Source organism: Bacillus sp. 11B20 (genome assembly GCF_056098985.1).
On record NZ_JBLZWZ010000009.1, the window covers coordinates 389593 to 407403 of the forward strand.

Here is a 17811-nt window from a genome sequence, read left to right on the forward strand (position 1 = left end):
CTTTCTATTAGTTTAATCTCTCGACGTCTTCAAGAATTTTGTACAACGCTTCCTTATCGCTAATCGTCGGGCTATCTTCTATCATTGCGTCCCACTTATCCCACGCCTCTGTCGCATCTTTCTCGAATGCTTCACGCTCGGCCATCTTAGTCACACGTACATATTCCGGCGTTCCAAAAGTTAGATGACCGATTTTCATGATTGTTCAACGCCTTTCAATTGCGCCATTACTTCGTCCATTTTCGCCTGAAGTGATTCATCACCCGTCATTTCAAAGCTCGCCTTGTAACTATTGTAAGTATCGAGTAGAATGTCGACTCTTTCCGCCGCCTCTTTGCGTTCCTGCTTACGCTTTTCCGCCTCAATCGCGCTGAGCTGTCTCGGTGTCTTCGGCTGTTCTTTTGCTGCCATTTCCTCCGCCTCCGTTTCGTAGTTTATTAGATAAACGGTACTTCTAGCAGGCGGGTAGTCTTCGAGGTTGAAGTCCGCCAAGTAGTCCTCCGCTACAAGCGTGTTAGCTAATAACGTCATGTCCGCTTCGAACGCTTCTAGCCATTCGCCATTGATTGCGTCATATAGGTCGTATTCAATAAAATTAAAGACGGCCTCTTTCGACGTTTCCTCGATGTATCGGGCGCAATCAACGTAGAAGACGCGGCCTTTATAGCCTTCGACGGAAACTAGATCGCCAGTTTTATAGGCCGGTTCGTGGTCCGCAAATTCAAGCGCATCGAGTTTGTCGAGGATGGCGTATTTATCTGCGCCCTCTCCGTTAGCCAACGAATCCGCAACGAGTAGGTCGCGTAGGTACTGAATTTCCGTCAATGATAATCCGCTCATTTACAGCCGCCTCCTTTTTGATCCGCCCGCGAAGACGATTTCTCTGCACTGGTCGGCAATCCGATCCGCAAGGCGCCCTTCTCCGAATACTTCCGGTAGATCCGCCATTTTGATATTCGACGTATAAACGGTCGGCATACGGTTCGTCACGCGGTAGTTGATTATCGTGTGTAAATCGCCGCGAAATCCGTCCGTTGCTTCTCGTACGCCTATATCATCTAGCACTGCGAACGGCGCCCGTTTTGCTGCTTCTAGTGCGGCATAATAACGCTTTGCCGCCGGCTCTGCGATTGCGTCGGGTACTCGCGGCCTATTAAACTCGTTGTATTCGTTCTGCCACGCATTAACATCGAGGAAATAAGCCGGGCGCTGGTCGGGTTGTATGCCGCGCTTTAAGGCGCCGATGTAATGAACCGTTAGATATTCGTTGAGAAGAGCCGCCGCCGTCGTCGTTTTGCCGGTTCCTGATTTCGCGCTGTATAAATACAGCGATTTAATGCGGTCGGCTTCGGCGTCAAATTGGCGTTCAAACGTCTGCGCATAAGCATCGACCGCCTTATAAGCTCCGGGTTGATCGGCACGCGCCGGCGAGTTCTTAAGCGTCACTAGGCGATAGTCTTCCGCCAAGCCAGCCGCGCCCGACCGACCGCCTCCGCCGTCTAAGCCATGCAAGCCGAGGTATAGTTCGCAGTGCTTCGTACAATTAACGCCGCCGGCTTGGGAGCATTTGCTTGCGAGTAGGCATCGTGATTCATTCGTCATTCATAGCCGCCTCCTTTCGGTCAATTCGTTTACGTAAAGTCCGTTCGTGCTTTGAGCGCATCTTTTTATCTTCGCCTTTAACGCGAGGCTTCGGAAACATTCCGTCTCGAGTGAAATCGTATCCGCTATAGTTCTTGAAAGTCTGCGTTTTAAGCCATCGATGAAGCGTCAATTAAGCGCCTCCTTTGCGTTAAATTTCCGATAACAACCTTCGCAATTAACCTTCTTTGGTACGGACTCTTTCGGAAACCTTTCGCTAAATCCGCAATGAGGGCATCGCACTTTTACAGTCTCGCGGACATACTTCGCAAAGTTAGCCCACTTATCCGCGTCAATCATCCGTTTACCTCCGTCCTCTAATCGTCAATTTTTAGGAAAGAATAGATGCGGAACAATAAACGGTTCTTTTCCGTCGCCGCTATCTGAAACCGCCATGATCATTTCTTTAATTCGATGATGCTTCGGAATCTCATGAAACAACGCATCGTAGCCGTTTAGCTCTTCCGAAATCTCAATCGTCTCATCCGTGTAATATTTACCGCTTGATTTGAAGTAACGCACATTAACCGTCTTCATTCGCTCACACCCGCTCTCGAATCGTCAATAATTACAAGTTCGGCATTATTTATGAAGTCAAAGCCGCCGTCATAGTAATACGCCCCATCTTTAATGTTTTGTATTGTTTCTTCGTAGAACTCAACTCCGTTTGCCTGCCTTCCCCTAACAACGTCACCCACACGCACGTCTGTCGGCTGTGGAACGTTCATATACTCCGCGGGAACCGACCACCCTAACGCACGTCTTAGCGCAATATCCTTACCGATATGTGCGTTGAAGCAGTCGTTAGGGGCGCATTTGGCGATTCCTCTTCGGACTATATTCGTACACCCTTTTATTTTTCTCAGGTCAACGACTGTTCTTTTAGCAGTGTTTACGATAAATTCGTGATCATGTCCGTAGTCACTCTCAAGTAATCGTCTAACATCTTCCTTCGCCTGCGCAACGATCTCATCCCGTTTCTGCTGATCGGACTTCGGCGCCTCAATTTCCGCATCAAAACGTCCTTGATCGTAGCCGTTCTTATACGACCGTGTTCTCAGCGCCTTCATTGCGTCTTCAACTAGCGCAATTAATTCGTCATAGCTCATTTCGTATAGGTTCGGGGTTGGCGTGTGTTCACCGATAATGACTTCGTATTCAGAATCAAGGATATTCACGGTCATTTCTGACCACACGTACCCACGTTTCTGTTGCTTTACTTCAAATACATCTCCGTTTTTATACCGAATTTCATTTTTGTGTTTATCGGTAATCAAAATACGCTCGCCTACACGTGCCTTACGTTTCTCCGTCTTATACTTCGTCATACTAAAACAACTCCCCGTAGTTTATTTGCGACTGTGCAGCCGCCCTTTGATCGTCTTCCTCCGACTGTTTAGCCGTCTTTTGCTTTACGAGTAACGGCGGCAGGTGCCGATCTCGCATATACGAAAACATAAAGCCGAAGTTGCAACCGGGCCACTGAGCCGTCGGTTTCTTAGCCGCAAAGCATGCGTCGATGAAGTCCCGTACAATAGCCGCCCCATGTTCGCCGATCATCGACTTTAGATTCCGCGCTTCCATACCGCGATTATTGGCGACGTACTTAATGCCGTAGACTTCGAGGTGGCGGTCGTGTAGATAGACGATGAAGTCGCGTGCCGTCCATTTTTCGATAGGCTTTTCGTTCACATATTTCGCCTCCTATTCTTCGGTAGACTCAGTTTCTACGGTTATTCCGTTTATACGCTTCTCTTGATAATCGTGATCAATACCCGCTATATCAACGCTTCCATTGTACGTATAGTAGCTATACGTAATTGATTTGACACGCTGTCCGAATTTCGCTAGATCATTATCGATAATGCGTTTTATATCCGAGAGTTTGTAGGTCATTTCCATTACGCATTCACCCCTTCGATTTTGATGCCGAGATGTTCGAGGGTTCGTTTAATTCCTTGCGAAACACCTGTCGTGTAATGGTCTTCCCCGCTAAACGGCTTCGACTTTTCGTGTTTGGCGTAATTAGCTTTGTAATAGGCTCGCACCTTCTCCTCCGGTGTCATTACGATTTCATACCCGTTGATTAACGCGGCCGCTAATGAAACTCGACTTAAATCGTTCAGTACCGCGCAGTGTCGGACATATACGCCAAAGTGACTCAAAATATATTCGTCGTCCCTACCGAGTCCTCTTAAATACGTTATAGCCTCCGCCTGCTTTTTCGTGATTTCCGGCTTCATTTTAACGCCCCCTTTGAGTCGTTCATTCTCCGCAATAAGCTCCGCCACTGCCTGACGTAATTCTGCGATTCCTTCATCCCTCGTTTTAGTCACGATTTAACCGCCTCCCAGCCGTTTTATTTGTCGGTAGTATTAGCGCCCTCGATCGTCAGTGCCGCCGCTAATTCCGTGCGAAATTCCCGTACCATTTGGGCAATCTCCGCCAGTGTTTCCGCATCCGACGTTTTGATCTGACGGTTCATTACGTCCATGACGGCGCGATCGACCGTAGCGTGATACGAAACTTCTCGCCAGCGTTCGACAGGCGTAGGGTCGGCGTCGGGATTCTCGGCCAGTTTCTTCGCCCAGCCCGGCGCTTTGGTCGGATCGGTGAAATAGCGCTCGTTGACGATGATGTTGTGGACGTCGGATGTAAGTTTATAGTCGGGTGAGATCGGAATTTCAATCGCCATGATTATCGGACTCCTTTTCGTTTATTGATTCGCGATTCAAGAATCTTTCGTGCCTTACCTAGTTCCTCTATTTCTTACTGAGTGGGACGTAAATTAACCGGGTCAAGTGCGAGTATCTCCTCCGCCTGTTCTTCGGAAATCGTCGATTCTCTTTCGTTTATTAATCGCAATACTTTGTCGCTTAAATCGCCCACCTTTAGTTTTACGCCGTCTTTAAATTGCGACTGAGTGCTCGGGCCTAGTTCGGTAAGTGCTTCGTATATAGTAACGAGTTCATGTTTCGTAAACATAACGCACCTCTTTCCGTTAATTATTTTTCTTGAATCGTCCTATTAAGCATAATCTCGACTTGTAGGTCGTATAAATGACGCTTTTGTTCGTCTGTTGCGTATAAGTCTATTTCGGATTTCGTTATAACAACTTCGTTTATTATTTTTTCTTGAATTTTTTCATAAAAAGCTTCATCGCACCCGCATTCCGGACAAACCGATATTTCTGTGTAGAAGCCGTCGTAATCGGATATTTTTTCGGTCGCAGGTTTTTTAAACAAATGACCCTTATGGCACCTATATACACTCTCCTTATAGTTCTTTTCCCCGCAATAAAGTAAAAGAATTATGAACGCGGAACATAAGATAAACGTTATATTGATCAACACCTTTCTTTTTCTTTTAAAACGTAGCAATTCGTTCGCTTACGCCCACTCTTTGCAAATAACTTTTATCGCGATAGATATATCTTTTAAAGTAATTATTTGCGCGAAAGGTTTTGATTGAGCGCTATTATTTATCTAGTTATTAATGGCTCTAGTTAAAAGATGGTTCTAGTTAGTGTAAAGCCGAGCCGTGTACGGGCCAGCCGTATATGGGTAGACGATACACGGCGTTTATAATTCCTCTGTATCTCCGTCAAATATAGCGAGTTGACTAATCGGAAGTATCGTATAGCGAGCGTTCTCCCACCGCTGAGTCTTTCCTTCGCGTCCTTGTTTTTTAACGACAAGAGGACGTTCTTGCCATCGGTATTCACACAGCGACTGTATCCGTTTATTTGCCGCAACTCGGCTTAAATTTAGCGCTTCCCCGATTTGGTCCTGAGTCGGGTAACATTCGCCGTTTGCGTTCATGAACGATGATAGTACGCAAAGCGTCTGCCAACGTTCGGGTCCGATATCCGCGATCAAGCCTTTCTTGACGGCATCGACGTACATTTTAACGAAGATACGCGTCTCAGACTTTCCGGACGTTAAGTTATATTCCGACTGAGTTTCTACGGAGACGAGCCGTTGGTGTTCGTTTGTCACGCTACCACCCCGCCCGTCTTTACTTCGTTAGGAAAATCGATAAAATCAGAGAAATACAACGGCTGTTTCCCCTTTCCGTACCCCTTCATATTCGAAACCTCTTGAAGCATGATATTTATTTGAGACTTACCTCTCCAAACTTCGTAAGGTAGATACGCAACTCCACCGCTTTCTAAATCGACAATTGCAAGAACTTCGTAATCTTCTTTAGTGTAAGGACGACTGGCTCCGTTCGATTTACGATTGTCTATTTTCATCCGGTAACCGTCGTGTTCTATGTTTGTTTTAACTTGAATTCGAGTAAATACCCCGTTTATGTCGGCGACTAAATCGTAATGAGCCCACGGGATGTCCGGACTTAAACTTACGATATTTCTCTTAGCTAAGTCGGCCCGAACTACGTTTTCAGCGGCATATCCGCAAAAATTACGATTGCTTATAGCACTCACGCCATCCCCTCCGTTTTTCGCTTTCATAAGTACAGTCGCATGTGACCGTTCGAAATCGGGACATTCAAAACAAAAAAAAAAATAACCCCGCCTATTTAGACGAGGTTTTCTTTTACACTTCGAGAGTGTCGTTTTTATTAGCTTTGTTAAATTGCTCTACGACAACATCGTCAACATAGTCGAGATATACTTGCGTAGATTCTAAGTCAGCGTGGCCAAGTATCTTTTGTAACGAACGGATATCCCCGCCATTACGTAGATAGTTGATCGCAAACGTATGACGTAGACTATGGATGCTCGCGCGGCATTCTCCTTTAAGATTCGCTATACCAGCGTACTTGGCCGCCCGCTTCCGTAAATGCTCCTTCGCCATCTCATCTCCGTACTGATTTACGAATACCTTTTTCGCAACTCCGAAATAGTCTTCCGTTTCTAATAGAAGTTGATGGAGATTTTCGGCAACTTTTTCGGTCATCGGGACCATACGGTTTTTACGATTCTTGTTGATTGCGCCAGGCAACATAAGAACTTTATTATCGAAATCGACGTCGGTCGGCTCGAGGCCTTCTAGTTCATTCGACCTTAATCCGCATTTTAATGAAAGATAAAACGCCACGTAGTCTCTGAATCCCGCAAAAGTATCCTTATCGATGACGCTGAAGAATCGCTTTACCTGCGAATCAGTAAGACTTTTAACGACGGTCTGATCGGTACGTAGCTTTGTCACACGACCGCAAGGACTCTCGTTAATAAGGCCGCGCTCTACCATCTTACTGAATAACGATTTAATACCGCCTAGCCGAATGTTAATCGTTACCGGCGATAGACCGCGCTTCTTTAACATTATCGTAATATAAGTATGGAAATGATCTTCGGTGACCGCCGTAATTGGCATCGCAGGATCTAACGCAGTCTCGTCCAAAAATTCGCCGAAATGGGCGCAGTAGTCACCGATGGTTCTTTCTCTAAAATTCTGCGTAGTCATAACGGTAACTACCGTATCTAATGCGTCTTTTATTGTCGTGAATGAGGATCGAATTCGATCGCTACCTACATCGCGCCTATTACGCACGCCTTGCCGTCTTCTTATAATCGCCATAATAAAAAGCCTCCCGGAAATTATTCCGCAAGGCTTCGTAGAGAATCGGTCTAGTTTGTCCGCTAAGACACGAAATCGGATAAAAACGAATGTCCGTTTCTTCCTAGATCGTGCCCTTCCGTACACTTATCGCATTAACAGACCGTTGGAAAACGTTGATATAACGGTGTTAAAACGTTGTAACGCGCTCGGAGGGATTCGAACCCCCGGCAGACGTGGTACCGGAAACCACCGCTCTATCCAACTGAGCTACGAGCGCACGATATGTTTTTTGAACGTCAGCATATCAAATTATAAGGGAAATGCTGCAAGAAAGCAATGATTAATCAATCGTCTTGATGATGTATTTTCTTCTTTTGGATACATAGAATAATATGCTGGTTTGAAGTGGAATGATTTTGGGGAAAATGGATAGGGGTATTTGAATTTAGGTCAGCGTTTTGTTTGACCTTTATTGACCAAAAATGTATCATTGAATTACATACTTACCTAAAAGGTGAAGGAGGAACATTATGAATTTAATACCTACAGTCATTGAGCAAACAAATCGTGGGGAAAGAGCTTACGACATTTATTCTCGTCTTTTAAAAGACCGTATTATCATGCTTGGTTCTGCGATCGATGACAATGTTGCCAACTCCATCGTGTCACAGCTGCTTTTCTTAGAAGCTGAAGATCCAGAAAAAGATATTTCTATCTACATTAACAGCCCTGGCGGTTCAATCACAGCTGGTATGGCCATTTACGATACGATGCAATTTATTAAACCAAAGGTATCAACTATTTGTATTGGTATGGCTGCATCTATGGGTGCGTTCCTGCTTGCTGCTGGTGAAAAAGGTAAGCGTTATGCTCTTCCAAACAGTGAAGTCATGATTCACCAACCACTAGGCGGTGCCCAAGGTCAAGCAACAGAAATTGAAATTGCGGCAAAACGAATCCTTTCTTTACGCGATAAACTGAACCAAGTACTTGCTGAACGTACTGGTCAGCCAATTGAAGTCATTGAGCGCGATACAGATCGTGACAACTTCAAAACAGCGGAAGAAGCACTTCAATACGGACTCATTGACAAAGTCTTGACCCGTAATACAGAAGAACAAAAATAATGATCACAACACAAACCGTCTGCTCCTTGAACAGACGGTTTTTTGTTTTAATCCTACTTTAAGACAGCTCCGTCCATTTCTGCTGAAGAGACGGTGTTTGATAAGAAGCCATCTGCGTGATTAATTCCTCCGGTTCGCTCGAAGCATGTAACAATTGAAGGTGTGATTCATTTGAAAAGCCTTCCTGTACACTAAACTTCACCATGTCCATAAGCGGGTTGAAATAGTCATTCACTTGATACAATCCAATCGGCTTTTGATGGATGCCGATTTGTGCCCAGCACAGCACCTCAAATAATTCTTCATATGTACCAAAGCCACCTGGCATCGCAATAAACCCATCGGCCAGCTCGCTCATTTTCGCTTTTCGCTCATGCATGCCTGTTACCTCAATTAACTCTGTCAGCTCTTGATGCACGACTTCTCCTCTAAAAAGCCCCTTAGGCATGACACCGATCACTTGCCCGCCATGTCTCATGACCTCATCGGCAATCGCGCCCATTAACCCGATACGCGATCCGCCGTAAACAAGACGAATGCCCTGCTTCGCCATATAAGCCCCCAGCTCTACAGCCTTTTGTTTGTAGACATCGTTTACACCTGGATTTGAACCAGCAAACACACAAATCGTTTTCATCAAAACAGCTCCATCTCTCTCTATGATTTCTTCACTCATTCTACTATAATGATTTGTAAAAAAACAGCCGTTTCTTCTATATATAGTGTAAAATCAAAAGAGTGAACACCATATAAGGAGCTGTATAGAGAGAATGCAAACAACTGAAATGGAGAAGTGGATCAAGGATTTTTATCAAATGAGAAATTGGACAGAATATGGACCGTTTATCCGGTTAGGCTTCTTAATGGAAGAAACGGGAGAACTCGCTCGTGCTGTTAGAGCAATAGAAATTGGACGAGACCGGCCTGATGAGCAGAGACAGGAATCATCTGAGCTGAAGAAAGAACTCATTGAAGAAATGGGAGATGTCTTAGCAAACCTCCTCATTTTAGCGGATCTCTATGACGTCACAGTAGAAGAGGTCTTCAGCGCTCATCAACAGAAACTCACAAAGCGTTTTTCTGGAGAAAAAGAGTCAGTAAAAAACACGTGACCAAGCTGTCACGTGTTTTTCTAAGCCTTAAAGATGCTGTGGTGAGATGTCATCTGTTCGTTCAAAGAAATGCTGCTTTCCGATATGATGGAAAAGACCTGTTCGATGCAAAAGCTCCTTAGGCTGTGATTGAAGCCCAACGATCATCAGCTTTCCATTATGATGCTTTAACCGATTGGAGATATTCATGAGAACCGCTTCTGCCGACGTGTCCATATAATTGACTTTATTCATAAGCAGAATGAGTGTTTTCGGTTTTGTTTGAACATGGTCCAAAATCGAATTTTCCAATGAATCTGTTGTTCCGAAGAAGAGCGGCCCTTCGATGGAATACATACTGATCCCTTTCTCGTCTACCTGTTTTTCTAAAGCAGCTGCTGTTTCCATCTGAGGAACAGCGACATTTGTATGGATATTGGTCGTCTGGCTCATTTTTTTGATAAAAGCGATAAACGCTAAAATGAGCCCAGCGGTAACGCCAATAATCAAATCACCGATCACTGTGAGCAGGAAGGTCACGACAAGTACAAGCGAATCGGCATTTTTCACTTTCACAATATTGATAAATTCTTTTCTCTCACTCATATTCCAAGCAACAAACATTAAAATTGGTGCCATTGCAGCAAGTGGAATCATCGACGCATATGGCGCAAATACCATTAAAATTAACAAAACGACAACGCCATGCACAACACCAGAAATCGGACTTGCTCCGCCATTTTTTATGTTCGTTGCCGTGCGGGCAATAGCGCCCGTCGCTGGAATTCCTCCGAAAAGCGGTGCCGCCATATTGGCAATTCCTTGCCCAACAAGCTCTTTATTGCTGTCATGCTTAGAGCCTTTCATATTATCAGCAACCATTGCGGACAAAATCGATTCCACACCGCCTAAAAGTGCAATGATAATTGCTGGAGGCAGGAGGTATATCATTTTTTCAATCGTCAATTCAGGAAAAGCGAAGGTTGGCAGCTGACGAGGGATTTCACCATATGCAGAGCCAATCGTTTCAACTTGTCCTTGAAAGAAGAGAACAGCGAGAAACGTAGAAGCCAATAGACCTAATAGAGCACCAGGTATTTTGGGAATGTATTTTTGTGCCGCCAAAATCACAATGAGCCCGGTGACGGCTGTGATGATGGCGAGACTGTTTGTGGTACCGAGATGGACCACGATTTCTCTCATATTGAGGAAAAAACTTTCATGTTTTTCAACACCCTTTAATCCGAGGAAGTTGGCAATCTGTCCTGAAAAAATAATGACAGCAATGCCAGCAGTAAAACCGATGATAACCGGACGAGGAATAAACTTCATGAGCTTTCCTAGTTTGAATATTCCGAATAATACAAGCATACAGCCTGCCATAAAACCGGCAATGAGCAAGTTTTCAATACCGTACTGGCTGACGATCCCGAATAAAATTGGAACAAACGCCCCAGTCGGCCCACCGATCTGATACTTTGAACCACCAAACAATGAAATCAAAATGCCGGCAACGATGACTGTGTATAATCCATATTCTGGTCCGACACCAGATGCAATGGCAAATGCCATGCCTAAAGGAATTGCCACAACCCCCACGACAAGCCCAGCGATTAAATCGCGTCTAAACTTTGATGAATTGTACCCTTCAAATCTTCCATAAAAACGCATGGTATGTGTTGGCCTCCTTTAAGTATGTGTAGATGATTTAGGTATACTGCGGGTCAATCAGTTTATCTTTCACAACGACATCCAGCTTTCCTGTTGCTGGATGAATCACCAGTCCATGAACAGCCACATCACTTGGCATCAGTGGATGCTCTTTCACTAATTTCACACTTTGGGCCACGCTCTCTTCAACTGAATCAAAGCCTGTCAGCCAGCCCTTTAAATCGACTCCTGAGTTTTTTACAATGCTTAAGCATTTCTCTTCGATTCCACGTGCTTTCGCCTTTTCAAGTAAAGGATCCGCCGCAAGACCTGCCATTCCGCATTCATGATGACCTACAATGCATACTTCCTCTGCCTTTAGCTCATAGATAGCTAAAAGGATACTCCGCATCACACTGCCGAACGGATGTGTCACGATGGCTCCAGCATTCTTAATGATCTTTGCATCCCCGTTGCGCAGCCCCATAGATTGCGGCAATAATTCCAAAAGGCGGGTATCCATGCATGTTAAAATGACCAGTTTTTTCTCAGGAAATTTCCCCGCTTTGTAAGGCTCATAATGTCTCTCATTCACAAACTCTGAATTGTGCTGAAGAATCTGTTCTAATTTTGATCCCATTTTGCCATCTCCCATCTTTTTTTAAGTAACGTAAGCTCGTGCCCGTCCCCCTTTTCCTTCTCGTGTTCTCAAGAATAGAGAAGAAAAATGATAGAAAAAAAAGAAAAAAATGAGAAAACGATGAGAAGAAATATCATTATTTTCTCTATTTTACGCTGCATCCCAGCGGATTCGCGGGTTTGTTTTCAATCTATTATTCTCATCACACTAAAAGACAATAAAATGGTTTAGTAGAAAATGACCATCCCGTTTAATACATTTCAAATATAATAAATTTTCTATCAAAAAGTCTCGATCTATTTTCCAGTTTGTCAGATAATCTCTCGTAAAATCTTGCAAATTCACATGTCTCCTCTACTATCCGCTTATTTTTATATAGATAAAAAATGCATCAGATGGCATATGAATCTACTTTTTCATTAAGAAAATGTCTTTCTTTACCGTTATTTTAGTATATTAAATATTGAGCTGCTAACATTCAAACGTGTTCTGCCGAAATGGTTGCTTTATAATAAAAGGAGTAAGATGACCATGTGAAAGGAGCGAATTGACTGTGACACCACACATTTTTGTCGCCAAACCCTTACCTGCTTCTTTTGAGGAAATGCTAAAGGAACATTGTACATACGAGGTTTGGCAATCCAAAGACCCTATTCCAAGAGACATTTTGTTTGAAAAGCTGCAGCACGCTGATGGTCTTTTAACGTCTGGAACGAAAATCGATCAAGAGCTGTTAGATCACGCACCAAAACTCAAGGTAGTGAGTAATAACTCTGTCGGCTATGACAATTTCGATATAGAAGCGATGAGGCAAAGAGGCGTGATTGGTACGCACACCCCTTATACGCTCGATCATACCGTGGCTGACCTTGCCTTTTCGCTCATTCTCTCCTCTGCGCGAAGAATCGCCGAGCTTGATCGTTTTATCCGTGAAGGAAAATGGACAAAATTCGTACAGGAAGAAGAGATCTTTGGCATCGATGTACATCACCAAACGCTCGGTATTATTGGCATGGGACGTATTGGAGAACAAGTTGCCAAACGGGCAGCACATGGTTTTGATATGAATGTTCTTTATCATAACCGAAGCCGGAATGAAAAGGCTGAATCGGCGTATGGCGCTGTCTATTGTGCACTTGATGATCTTTTAAAACAAGCTGATATCATTGTGTTGATTACACCGCTGACCGAGGAAACGTATCATATGATTGGGGAACGAGAATTGAAGTTAATGAAGCAAACGGCTTTATTTGTAAACATTTCCCGCGGGAAAACAGTGGATGAAAAAAGCCTCATTCAAGCACTTCAGAAGGGATGGATCAAAGGCGCTGGTCTTGATGTGTATGAGCAGGAACCGCTTCAAGAGGATCATCCTTTCAAAGAGATGAACAATGTCACCCTAGCCCCTCACATCGGTTCCGCTACTGAAACAACAAGGGATCTCATGCTGAAACGAGCCATTCATAATGTGATTCATGGAATAGATGGGAAGGCGCCTGTTGATGTTGTGAAGGAGCTTGCTTCCTCTTGATCAAATAAGACGCAGGGAACTGAACTGCGTCTTTTTATTTATTTCTTTAAGAGGCTTCAGGAGAAAAGTCTCATTTTAGCAAAGATCCTGATTCTTTACATTTCCTTCATGTTCGGGTGCTATAATATGAGGTAGACAAGCATCAAGAGGACGGCATCGGATTTCCTTAATAGGAGGATGAAGATGAAAAGATTGAGTTCAGTTTTGACTATGTTCGCTCTGATCGCTGCTATTCTGTTTTCTGGATTTATCCCGCAGCAAGTTCATGCAGAAACACCTCTTACACCAACAGCCACAACTGAAAATGCTTCTATTCAGCTCACGCCAGATGTACGTACCCTTGCCGTCATTAATACGTTTGATGGTGTAGCAGATTATTTAATTCGCTACAAACGACTGCCTGATAACTACATTACGAAATCACAAGCAAGTGCTCTCGGATGGGTGGCATCTAAGGGAAATCTAGCAGAAGTGGCGCCAGGTAAAAGCATCGGTGGAGATATTTTCTCAAACCGGGAAGGACGTCTTCCTTCAGCAAGCGGCCGCACATGGCGTGAGGCAGACATCAACTACGTTTCAGGCTTCCGCAATGCTGACCGTCTTGTGTATTCAAGCGACTGGCTCATTTACAAAACAACAGACCATTATGCGACTTTCACACGTATTCGATAATCAATAAAAAAGACAGCCCTGTTTCATCTGGGGCTGTCTTTTAGTATGGTTTACGGTATAAGCTTTTTCACGTAATCCTCAAAAGGAACCGGAAGCGGCTTTTTCGACACTTCTTCATGTTCATGTGTGGTGACATGATCCTCAGTAACGACCACACGTCCTGTTGGCGTGAGCTTTGACGCAAGTGGTCTTTTGTTAAAAGTAGAGGATTCATTTTCATAAATCTCGTGTCTCAATTGGACCAATGCAGCCTCGTCCACCTCGTTCAATGTGAAAGCATAGCCTGTTTCAGCACCATCTCCCCTATCTAATTGGAGTAGATGTGTCCCCTTTTCGGTTTTCTCTGCTTTGACGCGAAACCGAATAGACGCTCCTTCCACCCAATCTTCTGTAAAAGGCACAGGCTGAAGAGGTAAATTCACACCAAATCCCCCATCAATGAGAAAGCGTTCGTTATGATGCTTCAACATAATGGCTACATGCGTGCCATCAATGGCCCACGTGTCCGCTTCTTTGATATACACTGTCCCTTGAAGAAGCTGTACAGAGAGCCCAGCCTCTTTTAACACATAGTATAAGAGAGGATTGAGATCGTAACAAAGACCTCCTCTGTTTTCTTCAAGAAGATGCTGCTTCAACCCTTCTTGATTCAAAGCGTAGGATTGTTTGTTCAGAACAGATCTATTTTCAAATGGAAAGGTATAGGCCATTTTTTTTAATAATACAGGTAAGTCATTAAAGGTGATCGACTGGCCTTCATATCCGATCTTCTGTAAAAAAGCTGATTGAATCATGACATTCCCTCCTAAAAAACTGAGCCTTTGAAGAGACTCAGTTTTCTTGATTGATAAAATCTGTTAACGCCTCAATGGCTTCTTGTTCGTCCGCACCATCTGCAATCAGTGTGACAGTAACCCCAGAGCTGATCGCTAGACTCATGAGACCCATAATGCTTTTCGCATTGACTTTTTTCCCATCTTTCTCTAGAAAAATATCAGCTCCAAAGCGATTAGCCTCTTGTACGAACAAAGCAGCTGGACGTGCCTGCAAGCCTGTTTTCAGCTGGATGGTGACCGTTTTTTCCACCATATGATCTGCCTCCCTTTTTCATTCTCCTATTTGAGTGTAACAGCTTGTCCGTTTCGTAATTGTTCTGCGATTTGATCTAGCTTTCTTAAACGGTGGTTAATCCCTGACTTGCTGATCTTGCCGCTTTCCACCATTTCTCCAAGTTCCTTCAGCGTGACCTCTTGATAGTCGACTCGCAGTTTAGCAATTTCACGAAGCTTTTCCGGCAGGGCATCAAGTCCAATTTTTTCATCAATAAATTGAATGTTCTCGACCTGACGCAGTGATGCACCAATCGTTTTATTCAAGTTTGCTGTTTCACAATTGACGAGCCGGTTGACGGAGTTCCTCATGTCTCGAACGATTCGCACATCTTCAAAGCGAAGCAGTGAGTTATGAGCGCCCACAACACTTAAAAATTCCGTGATTTTTTCTGCTTCCTTCATGTACGTAATGTACCCTTTTTTGCGCTCAAGTGTTTTACTATTGAGATGAAATTGATTCATCAGCTCACAAAGGGCATCATTATGTTCTTTATATAGTGAAAAAATCTCAAGGTGATAGGAGGACGTTTCTGGGTTATTCACAGAACCGCCTGCTAAAAAAGCACCTCTCATATAGGAGCGCTTGCAGCATCTTTTCTTCACGAGCTCTTCTGAAATATTGCGCTCAAATACAAATTGCTCACCTAATATTTTTAAATCCTCTAAAATGGTTTTCGCTCGTTCTACCAGTCTGACAATATACACGTTATTCTTTTTCAATCTCATTTTTTTACGGACGAGCAGTTCGACTGTCACATCGTATTTCTTTTTGAGCAGCGTATAAATACGTCTTGCAATGGCTGCGTTCTCTGTCTGTATATCTAAAATCAATTTTCGATTAGAGAAAGATAATGAACCGTTCATACGGATGAGGGCAGAAAGCTCTGCTTTTGTGCAGCAGTCCTTCACGTCCAGATTAGTCAGCTCTTTTTTTGTTTCGGATGCAAATGACATCCTTGCCACCCCCATTCCTATTTTTTCTGATGCAGCAGATCAACAAGCAGCGAGGCTACTTTCAGCGTGTCATGACGAATGACATGCTGGTCGTATGTAATGATTTCTCCAGGAATCACTTCTAGTCCCATTGCTTTCAGTGCATCTGTGTCGAATTGGACAGGCTGTGCCTGTTCTTCTGCATATTTTGCTTTGATTTCTTCTGGAATTTCTTTATTGTTCACAAAAATCGTATCAATAAATGGACGATCCATATGATCATTTAATGCCTGAACATGATCTGCTGCACTGTAGGAAAGCGTTTCCCCCGGCTGCGTCATGACATTGCAAATATACACTTTTTTCGCCTTTGAGCGAATCACTTCTTCTCCAATATGCGGCACAAGCAAGTTTGGCAAAATACTCGTATACAGACTACCAGGCCCAATGACGATCAAATCCGCCTCACGAATGACTTGAATAGATTCTGGCAGCGGTTCAATCGTATCGGGTGTGAGAAACACTCGTTTAATTCGCTCACCATAGGTGGGAATTTTCGATTCTCCTGTCACCATTTGCCCATTTTCTAATTCCGCATGAAGAACAACACTTGAATTTGCTGCTGGCAATACTTTTCCTCTCACATTTAAAACCTTGCTCATTTCAGTGACGGCATGAAAAAAATCACCGGTTATATTTGTCATGGCCGCAAGAATGAGGTTGCCGAGTGAGTGGCCTGTTAAGTCATTCCCTTTGTTAAAACGGTGCTGAAATAAATCTTCTACAAGCGGTTCAACATCAGAGAGAGCTGCAAGGACATTTCGAATATCACCTGGAGGGGGAATATTCAAATCATGCCGCAGTCTGCCTGAGCTGCCTCCGTCGTCAGCAACCGTTACTATAGCGGTAATGTCCACTGGCTTCGTTTTTAGCCCTCTGAGCAAAACAGATAAGCCAGTGCCACCGCCAAGAATGACCACCTTTGGTAGTGTCGTCATCTATTTTCTGCTTCTCTTTTCAATGTCCCGGTGAGTGACATGTGTATAGTAATCGTTTTTAAAATACTCCGATAAATAGTTGGCCAGCGTCACAGATCGATGCTGCCCGCCTGTACAGCCGATGGCGATCACAAGCTGACTTTTTCCTTCCCTCTTATACGACGGAAGCATAAAGCTGAGAAGATCGATTAATTTCTCTGTGAATTTTTGCGTTTCACTCCATTTCATCACATAGGAGCGCACTTCTTCATCGTTTCCAGTCTGTGGACGCATACTCTCAATATAGTAAGGATTCGGCAGGAATCTCACGTCAAAGACAAGATCAGCATCAATCGGCAGACCGTATTTAAAGCCAAAGGACATCACGTTTACTGTAAACACCTGACCTTGGTTTGTCGCAAAGTGCGTGACGATTTTTTCTCGCAGCTGTTTTGGTTTTAAATCCGATGTATCAAAAATCATTTGAGACCGGCCTTTTAACTCCTCTAACAGCTCGCGCTCCATTGCAATTCCTTCAAGCGGCAAACCTGTTGTCGCAAGGGGGTGCGAACGTCTCGTTTCTTTGTATCTTGAGACAAGCACCTTATCATTTGCATCTAAAAATAGAATCCTTGGCGTGATCCAGTCAAGATCACTCATTTCATCTAATGCCGCAATTAAGCTGTCAAAAAATTCGCGTCCGCGCAAATCCATCACAAGAGCGACCTTGCTCATCTTGGAATTCGATTCCTTCATGAGCTCTAGGAACTTCGGTAAAAGTGATGGCGGCAGGTTATCAACACAAAAGTAGCCTAAATCTTCAAAGCTTTGAATGGCGACGGTTTTCCCCGCACCTGACATTCCTGTAATAATCACAAGCTGAATATCTTCTTGTTTGTGTGTATTCAT

At 44.0% G+C, this 17811-nt stretch carries 25 protein-coding genes, 1 tRNA gene and 1 pseudogene; 4 read left to right on the forward strand and 23 right to left on the reverse strand.

What is annotated here, in order from left to right; translation table 11 throughout:
- Positions 1-7 precede the first annotated feature (7 nt).
- From ACN6NB_RS16270 to ACN6NB_RS16340, 15 genes are all read right to left on the reverse strand, one after another.
- Entirely contained in the window at positions 8-199 is a 192-nt protein-coding gene (locus tag ACN6NB_RS16270; protein ID WP_474253484.1) for a hypothetical protein, read from the reverse strand.
- A complete protein-coding gene (locus ACN6NB_RS16275; protein WP_474253485.1) occupies positions 196-840 on the reverse strand; it encodes a hypothetical protein in 645 nt (214 codons plus the stop codon). Before ACN6NB_RS16275 ends, ACN6NB_RS16270 begins: the two co-directional genes overlap by 4 nt.
- A complete protein-coding gene (locus ACN6NB_RS16280; RefSeq protein WP_474253486.1) occupies positions 841-1602 on the reverse strand; it encodes a DNA replication protein in 762 nt (253 codons plus the stop codon).
- On the reverse strand, positions 1592-1774 hold the full coding sequence (locus ACN6NB_RS16285; RefSeq protein ID WP_474253487.1) for a hypothetical protein: 183 nt from the start codon (positions 1772-1774) through the stop codon (positions 1592-1594). The genes ACN6NB_RS16280 and ACN6NB_RS16285 overlap by 11 nt, the downstream gene beginning before the upstream one ends.
- Before the next feature lie 191 nt (positions 1775-1965).
- Complete coding sequence (locus tag ACN6NB_RS16290; protein WP_474253488.1) at positions 1966-2178, reverse strand: hypothetical protein; 213 nt, start codon at positions 2176-2178, stop codon at positions 1966-1968.
- On the reverse strand, positions 2175-2969 hold the full coding sequence (locus ACN6NB_RS16295; RefSeq protein ID WP_474253489.1) for a hypothetical protein: 795 nt from the start codon (positions 2967-2969) through the stop codon (positions 2175-2177). The genes ACN6NB_RS16290 and ACN6NB_RS16295 overlap by 4 nt, the downstream gene beginning before the upstream one ends.
- Before the next feature lies 1 nt (position 2970).
- Positions 2971-3333 carry a hypothetical protein gene (locus ACN6NB_RS16300; protein WP_474253490.1) on the reverse strand — a complete coding sequence of 121 codons (363 nt, stop codon included), beginning with the start codon at positions 3331-3333 and terminating at the stop codon, positions 2971-2973.
- A 12-nt stretch (positions 3334-3345) separates the two neighbouring features.
- Complete coding sequence (locus ACN6NB_RS16305) at positions 3346-3537, reverse strand: hypothetical protein (RefSeq protein ID WP_474253491.1); 192 nt, start codon at positions 3535-3537, stop codon at positions 3346-3348.
- 5 nt (positions 3538-3542) lie between these two features.
- Entirely contained in the window at positions 3543-3977 is a 435-nt protein-coding gene (locus tag ACN6NB_RS16310; protein WP_474253492.1) for a hypothetical protein, read from the reverse strand.
- 23 nt (positions 3978-4000) lie between these two features.
- Complete coding sequence (locus ACN6NB_RS16315) at positions 4001-4336, reverse strand: hypothetical protein (protein ID WP_474253493.1); 336 nt, start codon at positions 4334-4336, stop codon at positions 4001-4003.
- A gap of 74 nt (positions 4337-4410) precedes the next feature.
- The gene (locus ACN6NB_RS16320) at positions 4411-4626 is read right to left on the reverse strand and encodes a hypothetical protein (RefSeq protein ID WP_474253494.1); all 216 of its coding nucleotides are present in this window, start codon (positions 4624-4626) and stop codon (positions 4411-4413) included.
- 596 nt (positions 4627-5222) lie between these two features.
- Positions 5223-5546, reverse strand: a complete 324-nt coding sequence (locus ACN6NB_RS16325; RefSeq protein WP_474253551.1) for a helix-turn-helix domain-containing protein — start codon at positions 5544-5546, stop codon at positions 5223-5225.
- Positions 5547-5635: 89 nt separating this feature from the next.
- Positions 5636-6088 (reverse strand): group I intron-associated PD-(D/E)XK endonuclease, encoded by a 453-nt coding sequence (locus tag ACN6NB_RS16330; protein WP_474253495.1) that lies wholly within the window; start codon positions 6086-6088, stop codon positions 5636-5638.
- Between the two features lie 112 nt (positions 6089-6200).
- Complete coding sequence (locus ACN6NB_RS16335) at positions 6201-7187, reverse strand: tyrosine-type recombinase/integrase (RefSeq protein WP_474253496.1); 987 nt, start codon at positions 7185-7187, stop codon at positions 6201-6203.
- Positions 7188-7370: 183 nt separating this feature from the next.
- Positions 7371-7446 (reverse strand) — tRNA-Arg (locus ACN6NB_RS16340).
- A gap of 253 nt (positions 7447-7699) precedes the next feature.
- Between ACN6NB_RS16340 and clpP the strand changes: the two genes are divergently transcribed.
- Entirely contained in the window at positions 7700-8296 is a 597-nt protein-coding gene (clpP, locus tag ACN6NB_RS16345; protein ID WP_007500118.1) for an ATP-dependent Clp endopeptidase proteolytic subunit ClpP, read from the forward strand.
- A gap of 58 nt (positions 8297-8354) precedes the next feature.
- On the opposite strand, the gene ACN6NB_RS16350 is transcribed toward clpP, so the two are convergent.
- A complete protein-coding gene (locus ACN6NB_RS16350; RefSeq protein ID WP_041088147.1) occupies positions 8355-8933 on the reverse strand; it encodes an LOG family protein in 579 nt (192 codons plus the stop codon).
- A 133-nt stretch (positions 8934-9066) separates the two neighbouring features.
- Between ACN6NB_RS16350 and ACN6NB_RS16355 the strand changes: the two genes are divergently transcribed.
- The gene (locus ACN6NB_RS16355) at positions 9067-9408 is read left to right on the forward strand and encodes a MazG nucleotide pyrophosphohydrolase domain-containing protein (RefSeq protein ID WP_058837578.1); all 342 of its coding nucleotides are present in this window, start codon (positions 9067-9069) and stop codon (positions 9406-9408) included.
- A 27-nt stretch (positions 9409-9435) separates the two neighbouring features.
- Here ACN6NB_RS16355 and ACN6NB_RS16360 read toward each other — a convergent pair whose 3' ends face one another.
- Complete coding sequence (locus ACN6NB_RS16360) at positions 9436-11058, reverse strand: SulP family inorganic anion transporter (protein WP_047203861.1); 1623 nt, start codon at positions 11056-11058, stop codon at positions 9436-9438.
- A gap of 37 nt (positions 11059-11095) precedes the next feature.
- Positions 11096-11677 carry a beta-class carbonic anhydrase gene (locus ACN6NB_RS16365; protein WP_047203875.1) on the reverse strand — a complete coding sequence of 194 codons (582 nt, stop codon included), beginning with the start codon at positions 11675-11677 and terminating at the stop codon, positions 11096-11098.
- Between the two features lie 553 nt (positions 11678-12230).
- Between ACN6NB_RS16365 and ACN6NB_RS16370 the strand changes: the two genes are divergently transcribed.
- The gene (locus ACN6NB_RS16370) at positions 12231-13208 is read left to right on the forward strand and encodes a 2-hydroxyacid dehydrogenase (protein ID WP_064498004.1); all 978 of its coding nucleotides are present in this window, start codon (positions 12231-12233) and stop codon (positions 13206-13208) included.
- 345 nt (positions 13209-13553) lie between these two features.
- Positions 13554-13880 (forward strand): annotated as a pseudogene (locus ACN6NB_RS16375) (ribonuclease); the annotation flags it as partial.
- 50 nt (positions 13881-13930) lie between these two features.
- On the opposite strand, the gene ACN6NB_RS16380 reads toward ACN6NB_RS16375, so the two are convergent.
- Genes ACN6NB_RS16380 through rapZ form a run of 5 tightly spaced genes read right to left on the reverse strand, consistent with a single transcriptional unit; the run spans position 13931 to position 17811 of the window.
- A complete protein-coding gene (locus tag ACN6NB_RS16380) occupies positions 13931-14674 on the reverse strand; it encodes an arylamine N-acetyltransferase family protein (RefSeq protein ID WP_064498003.1) in 744 nt (247 codons plus the stop codon).
- 37 nt (positions 14675-14711) lie between these two features.
- Positions 14712-14969, reverse strand: coding sequence for an HPr family phosphocarrier protein (locus ACN6NB_RS16385; RefSeq protein ID WP_024423549.1), 258 nt, complete (start codon positions 14967-14969; stop codon positions 14712-14714).
- Positions 14970-14995: 26 nt separating this feature from the next.
- Positions 14996-15946 carry a DNA-binding protein WhiA gene (whiA, locus tag ACN6NB_RS16390; protein WP_024423550.1) on the reverse strand — a complete coding sequence of 317 codons (951 nt, stop codon included), beginning with the start codon at positions 15944-15946 and terminating at the stop codon, positions 14996-14998.
- 17 nt (positions 15947-15963) lie between these two features.
- Positions 15964-16923 carry a gluconeogenesis factor YvcK family protein gene (locus tag ACN6NB_RS16395; protein ID WP_034281026.1) on the reverse strand — a complete coding sequence of 320 codons (960 nt, stop codon included), beginning with the start codon at positions 16921-16923 and terminating at the stop codon, positions 15964-15966.
- The gene (rapZ, locus tag ACN6NB_RS16400) at positions 16924-17811 is read right to left on the reverse strand and encodes an RNase adapter RapZ (protein ID WP_039183329.1); all 888 of its coding nucleotides are present in this window, start codon (positions 17809-17811) and stop codon (positions 16924-16926) included.

Coding starts and splice junctions, on each gene's coding strand:
- whiA (WP_024423550.1), bottom strand. CDS start 15,946: ATGTCATTTGCATCCGAAACAAAAAAAGAGCTGACTAATCTGGACGTG.
- ACN6NB_RS16335 (WP_474253496.1), bottom strand. CDS start 7,187: ATGGCGATTATAAGAAGACGGCAAGGCGTGCGTAATAGGCGCGATGTA.
- ACN6NB_RS16365 (WP_047203875.1), bottom strand. CDS start 11,677: ATGGGATCAAAATTAGAACAGATTCTTCAGCACAATTCAGAGTTTGTG.
- ACN6NB_RS16295 (WP_474253489.1), bottom strand. CDS start 2,969: ATGACGAAGTATAAGACGGAGAAACGTAAGGCACGTGTAGGCGAGCGT.
- ACN6NB_RS16385 (WP_024423549.1), bottom strand. CDS start 14,969: ATGGTGGAAAAAACGGTCACCATCCAGCTGAAAACAGGCTTGCAGGCA.
- ACN6NB_RS16325 (WP_474253551.1), bottom strand. CDS start 5,546: ATGTACGTCGATGCCGTCAAGAAAGGCTTGATCGCGGATATCGGACCC.
- ACN6NB_RS16305 (WP_474253491.1), bottom strand. CDS start 3,537: ATGACCTACAAACTCTCGGATATAAAACGCATTATCGATAATGATCTA.
- ACN6NB_RS16270 (WP_474253484.1), bottom strand. CDS start 199: ATGAAAATCGGTCATCTAACTTTTGGAACGCCGGAATATGTACGTGTG.
- ACN6NB_RS16320 (WP_474253494.1), bottom strand. CDS start 4,626: ATGTTTACGAAACATGAACTCGTTACTATATACGAAGCACTTACCGAA.
- ACN6NB_RS16350 (WP_041088147.1), bottom strand. CDS start 8,933: ATGAAAACGATTTGTGTGTTTGCTGGTTCAAATCCAGGTGTAAACGAT.
- ACN6NB_RS16280 (WP_474253486.1), bottom strand. CDS start 1,602: ATGACGAATGAATCACGATGCCTACTCGCAAGCAAATGCTCCCAAGCC.
- ACN6NB_RS16355 (WP_058837578.1), top strand. CDS start 9,067: ATGCAAACAACTGAAATGGAGAAGTGGATCAAGGATTTTTATCAAATG.
- ACN6NB_RS16360 (WP_047203861.1), bottom strand. CDS start 11,058: ATGCGTTTTTATGGAAGATTTGAAGGGTACAATTCATCAAAGTTTAGA.
- ACN6NB_RS16315 (WP_474253493.1), bottom strand. CDS start 4,336: ATGGCGATTGAAATTCCGATCTCACCCGACTATAAACTTACATCCGAC.
- ACN6NB_RS16290 (WP_474253488.1), bottom strand. CDS start 2,178: ATGAAGACGGTTAATGTGCGTTACTTCAAATCAAGCGGTAAATATTAC.
- ACN6NB_RS16380 (WP_064498003.1), bottom strand. CDS start 14,674: ATGATTCAATCAGCTTTTTTACAGAAGATCGGATATGAAGGCCAGTCG.
- rapZ (WP_039183329.1), bottom strand. CDS start 17,811: ATGAATACACACAAACAAGAAGATATTCAGCTTGTGATTATTACAGGA.
- ACN6NB_RS16395 (WP_034281026.1), bottom strand. CDS start 16,923: ATGACGACACTACCAAAGGTGGTCATTCTTGGCGGTGGCACTGGCTTA.
- ACN6NB_RS16275 (WP_474253485.1), bottom strand. CDS start 840: ATGAGCGGATTATCATTGACGGAAATTCAGTACCTACGCGACCTACTC.
- clpP (WP_007500118.1), top strand. CDS start 7,700: ATGAATTTAATACCTACAGTCATTGAGCAAACAAATCGTGGGGAAAGA.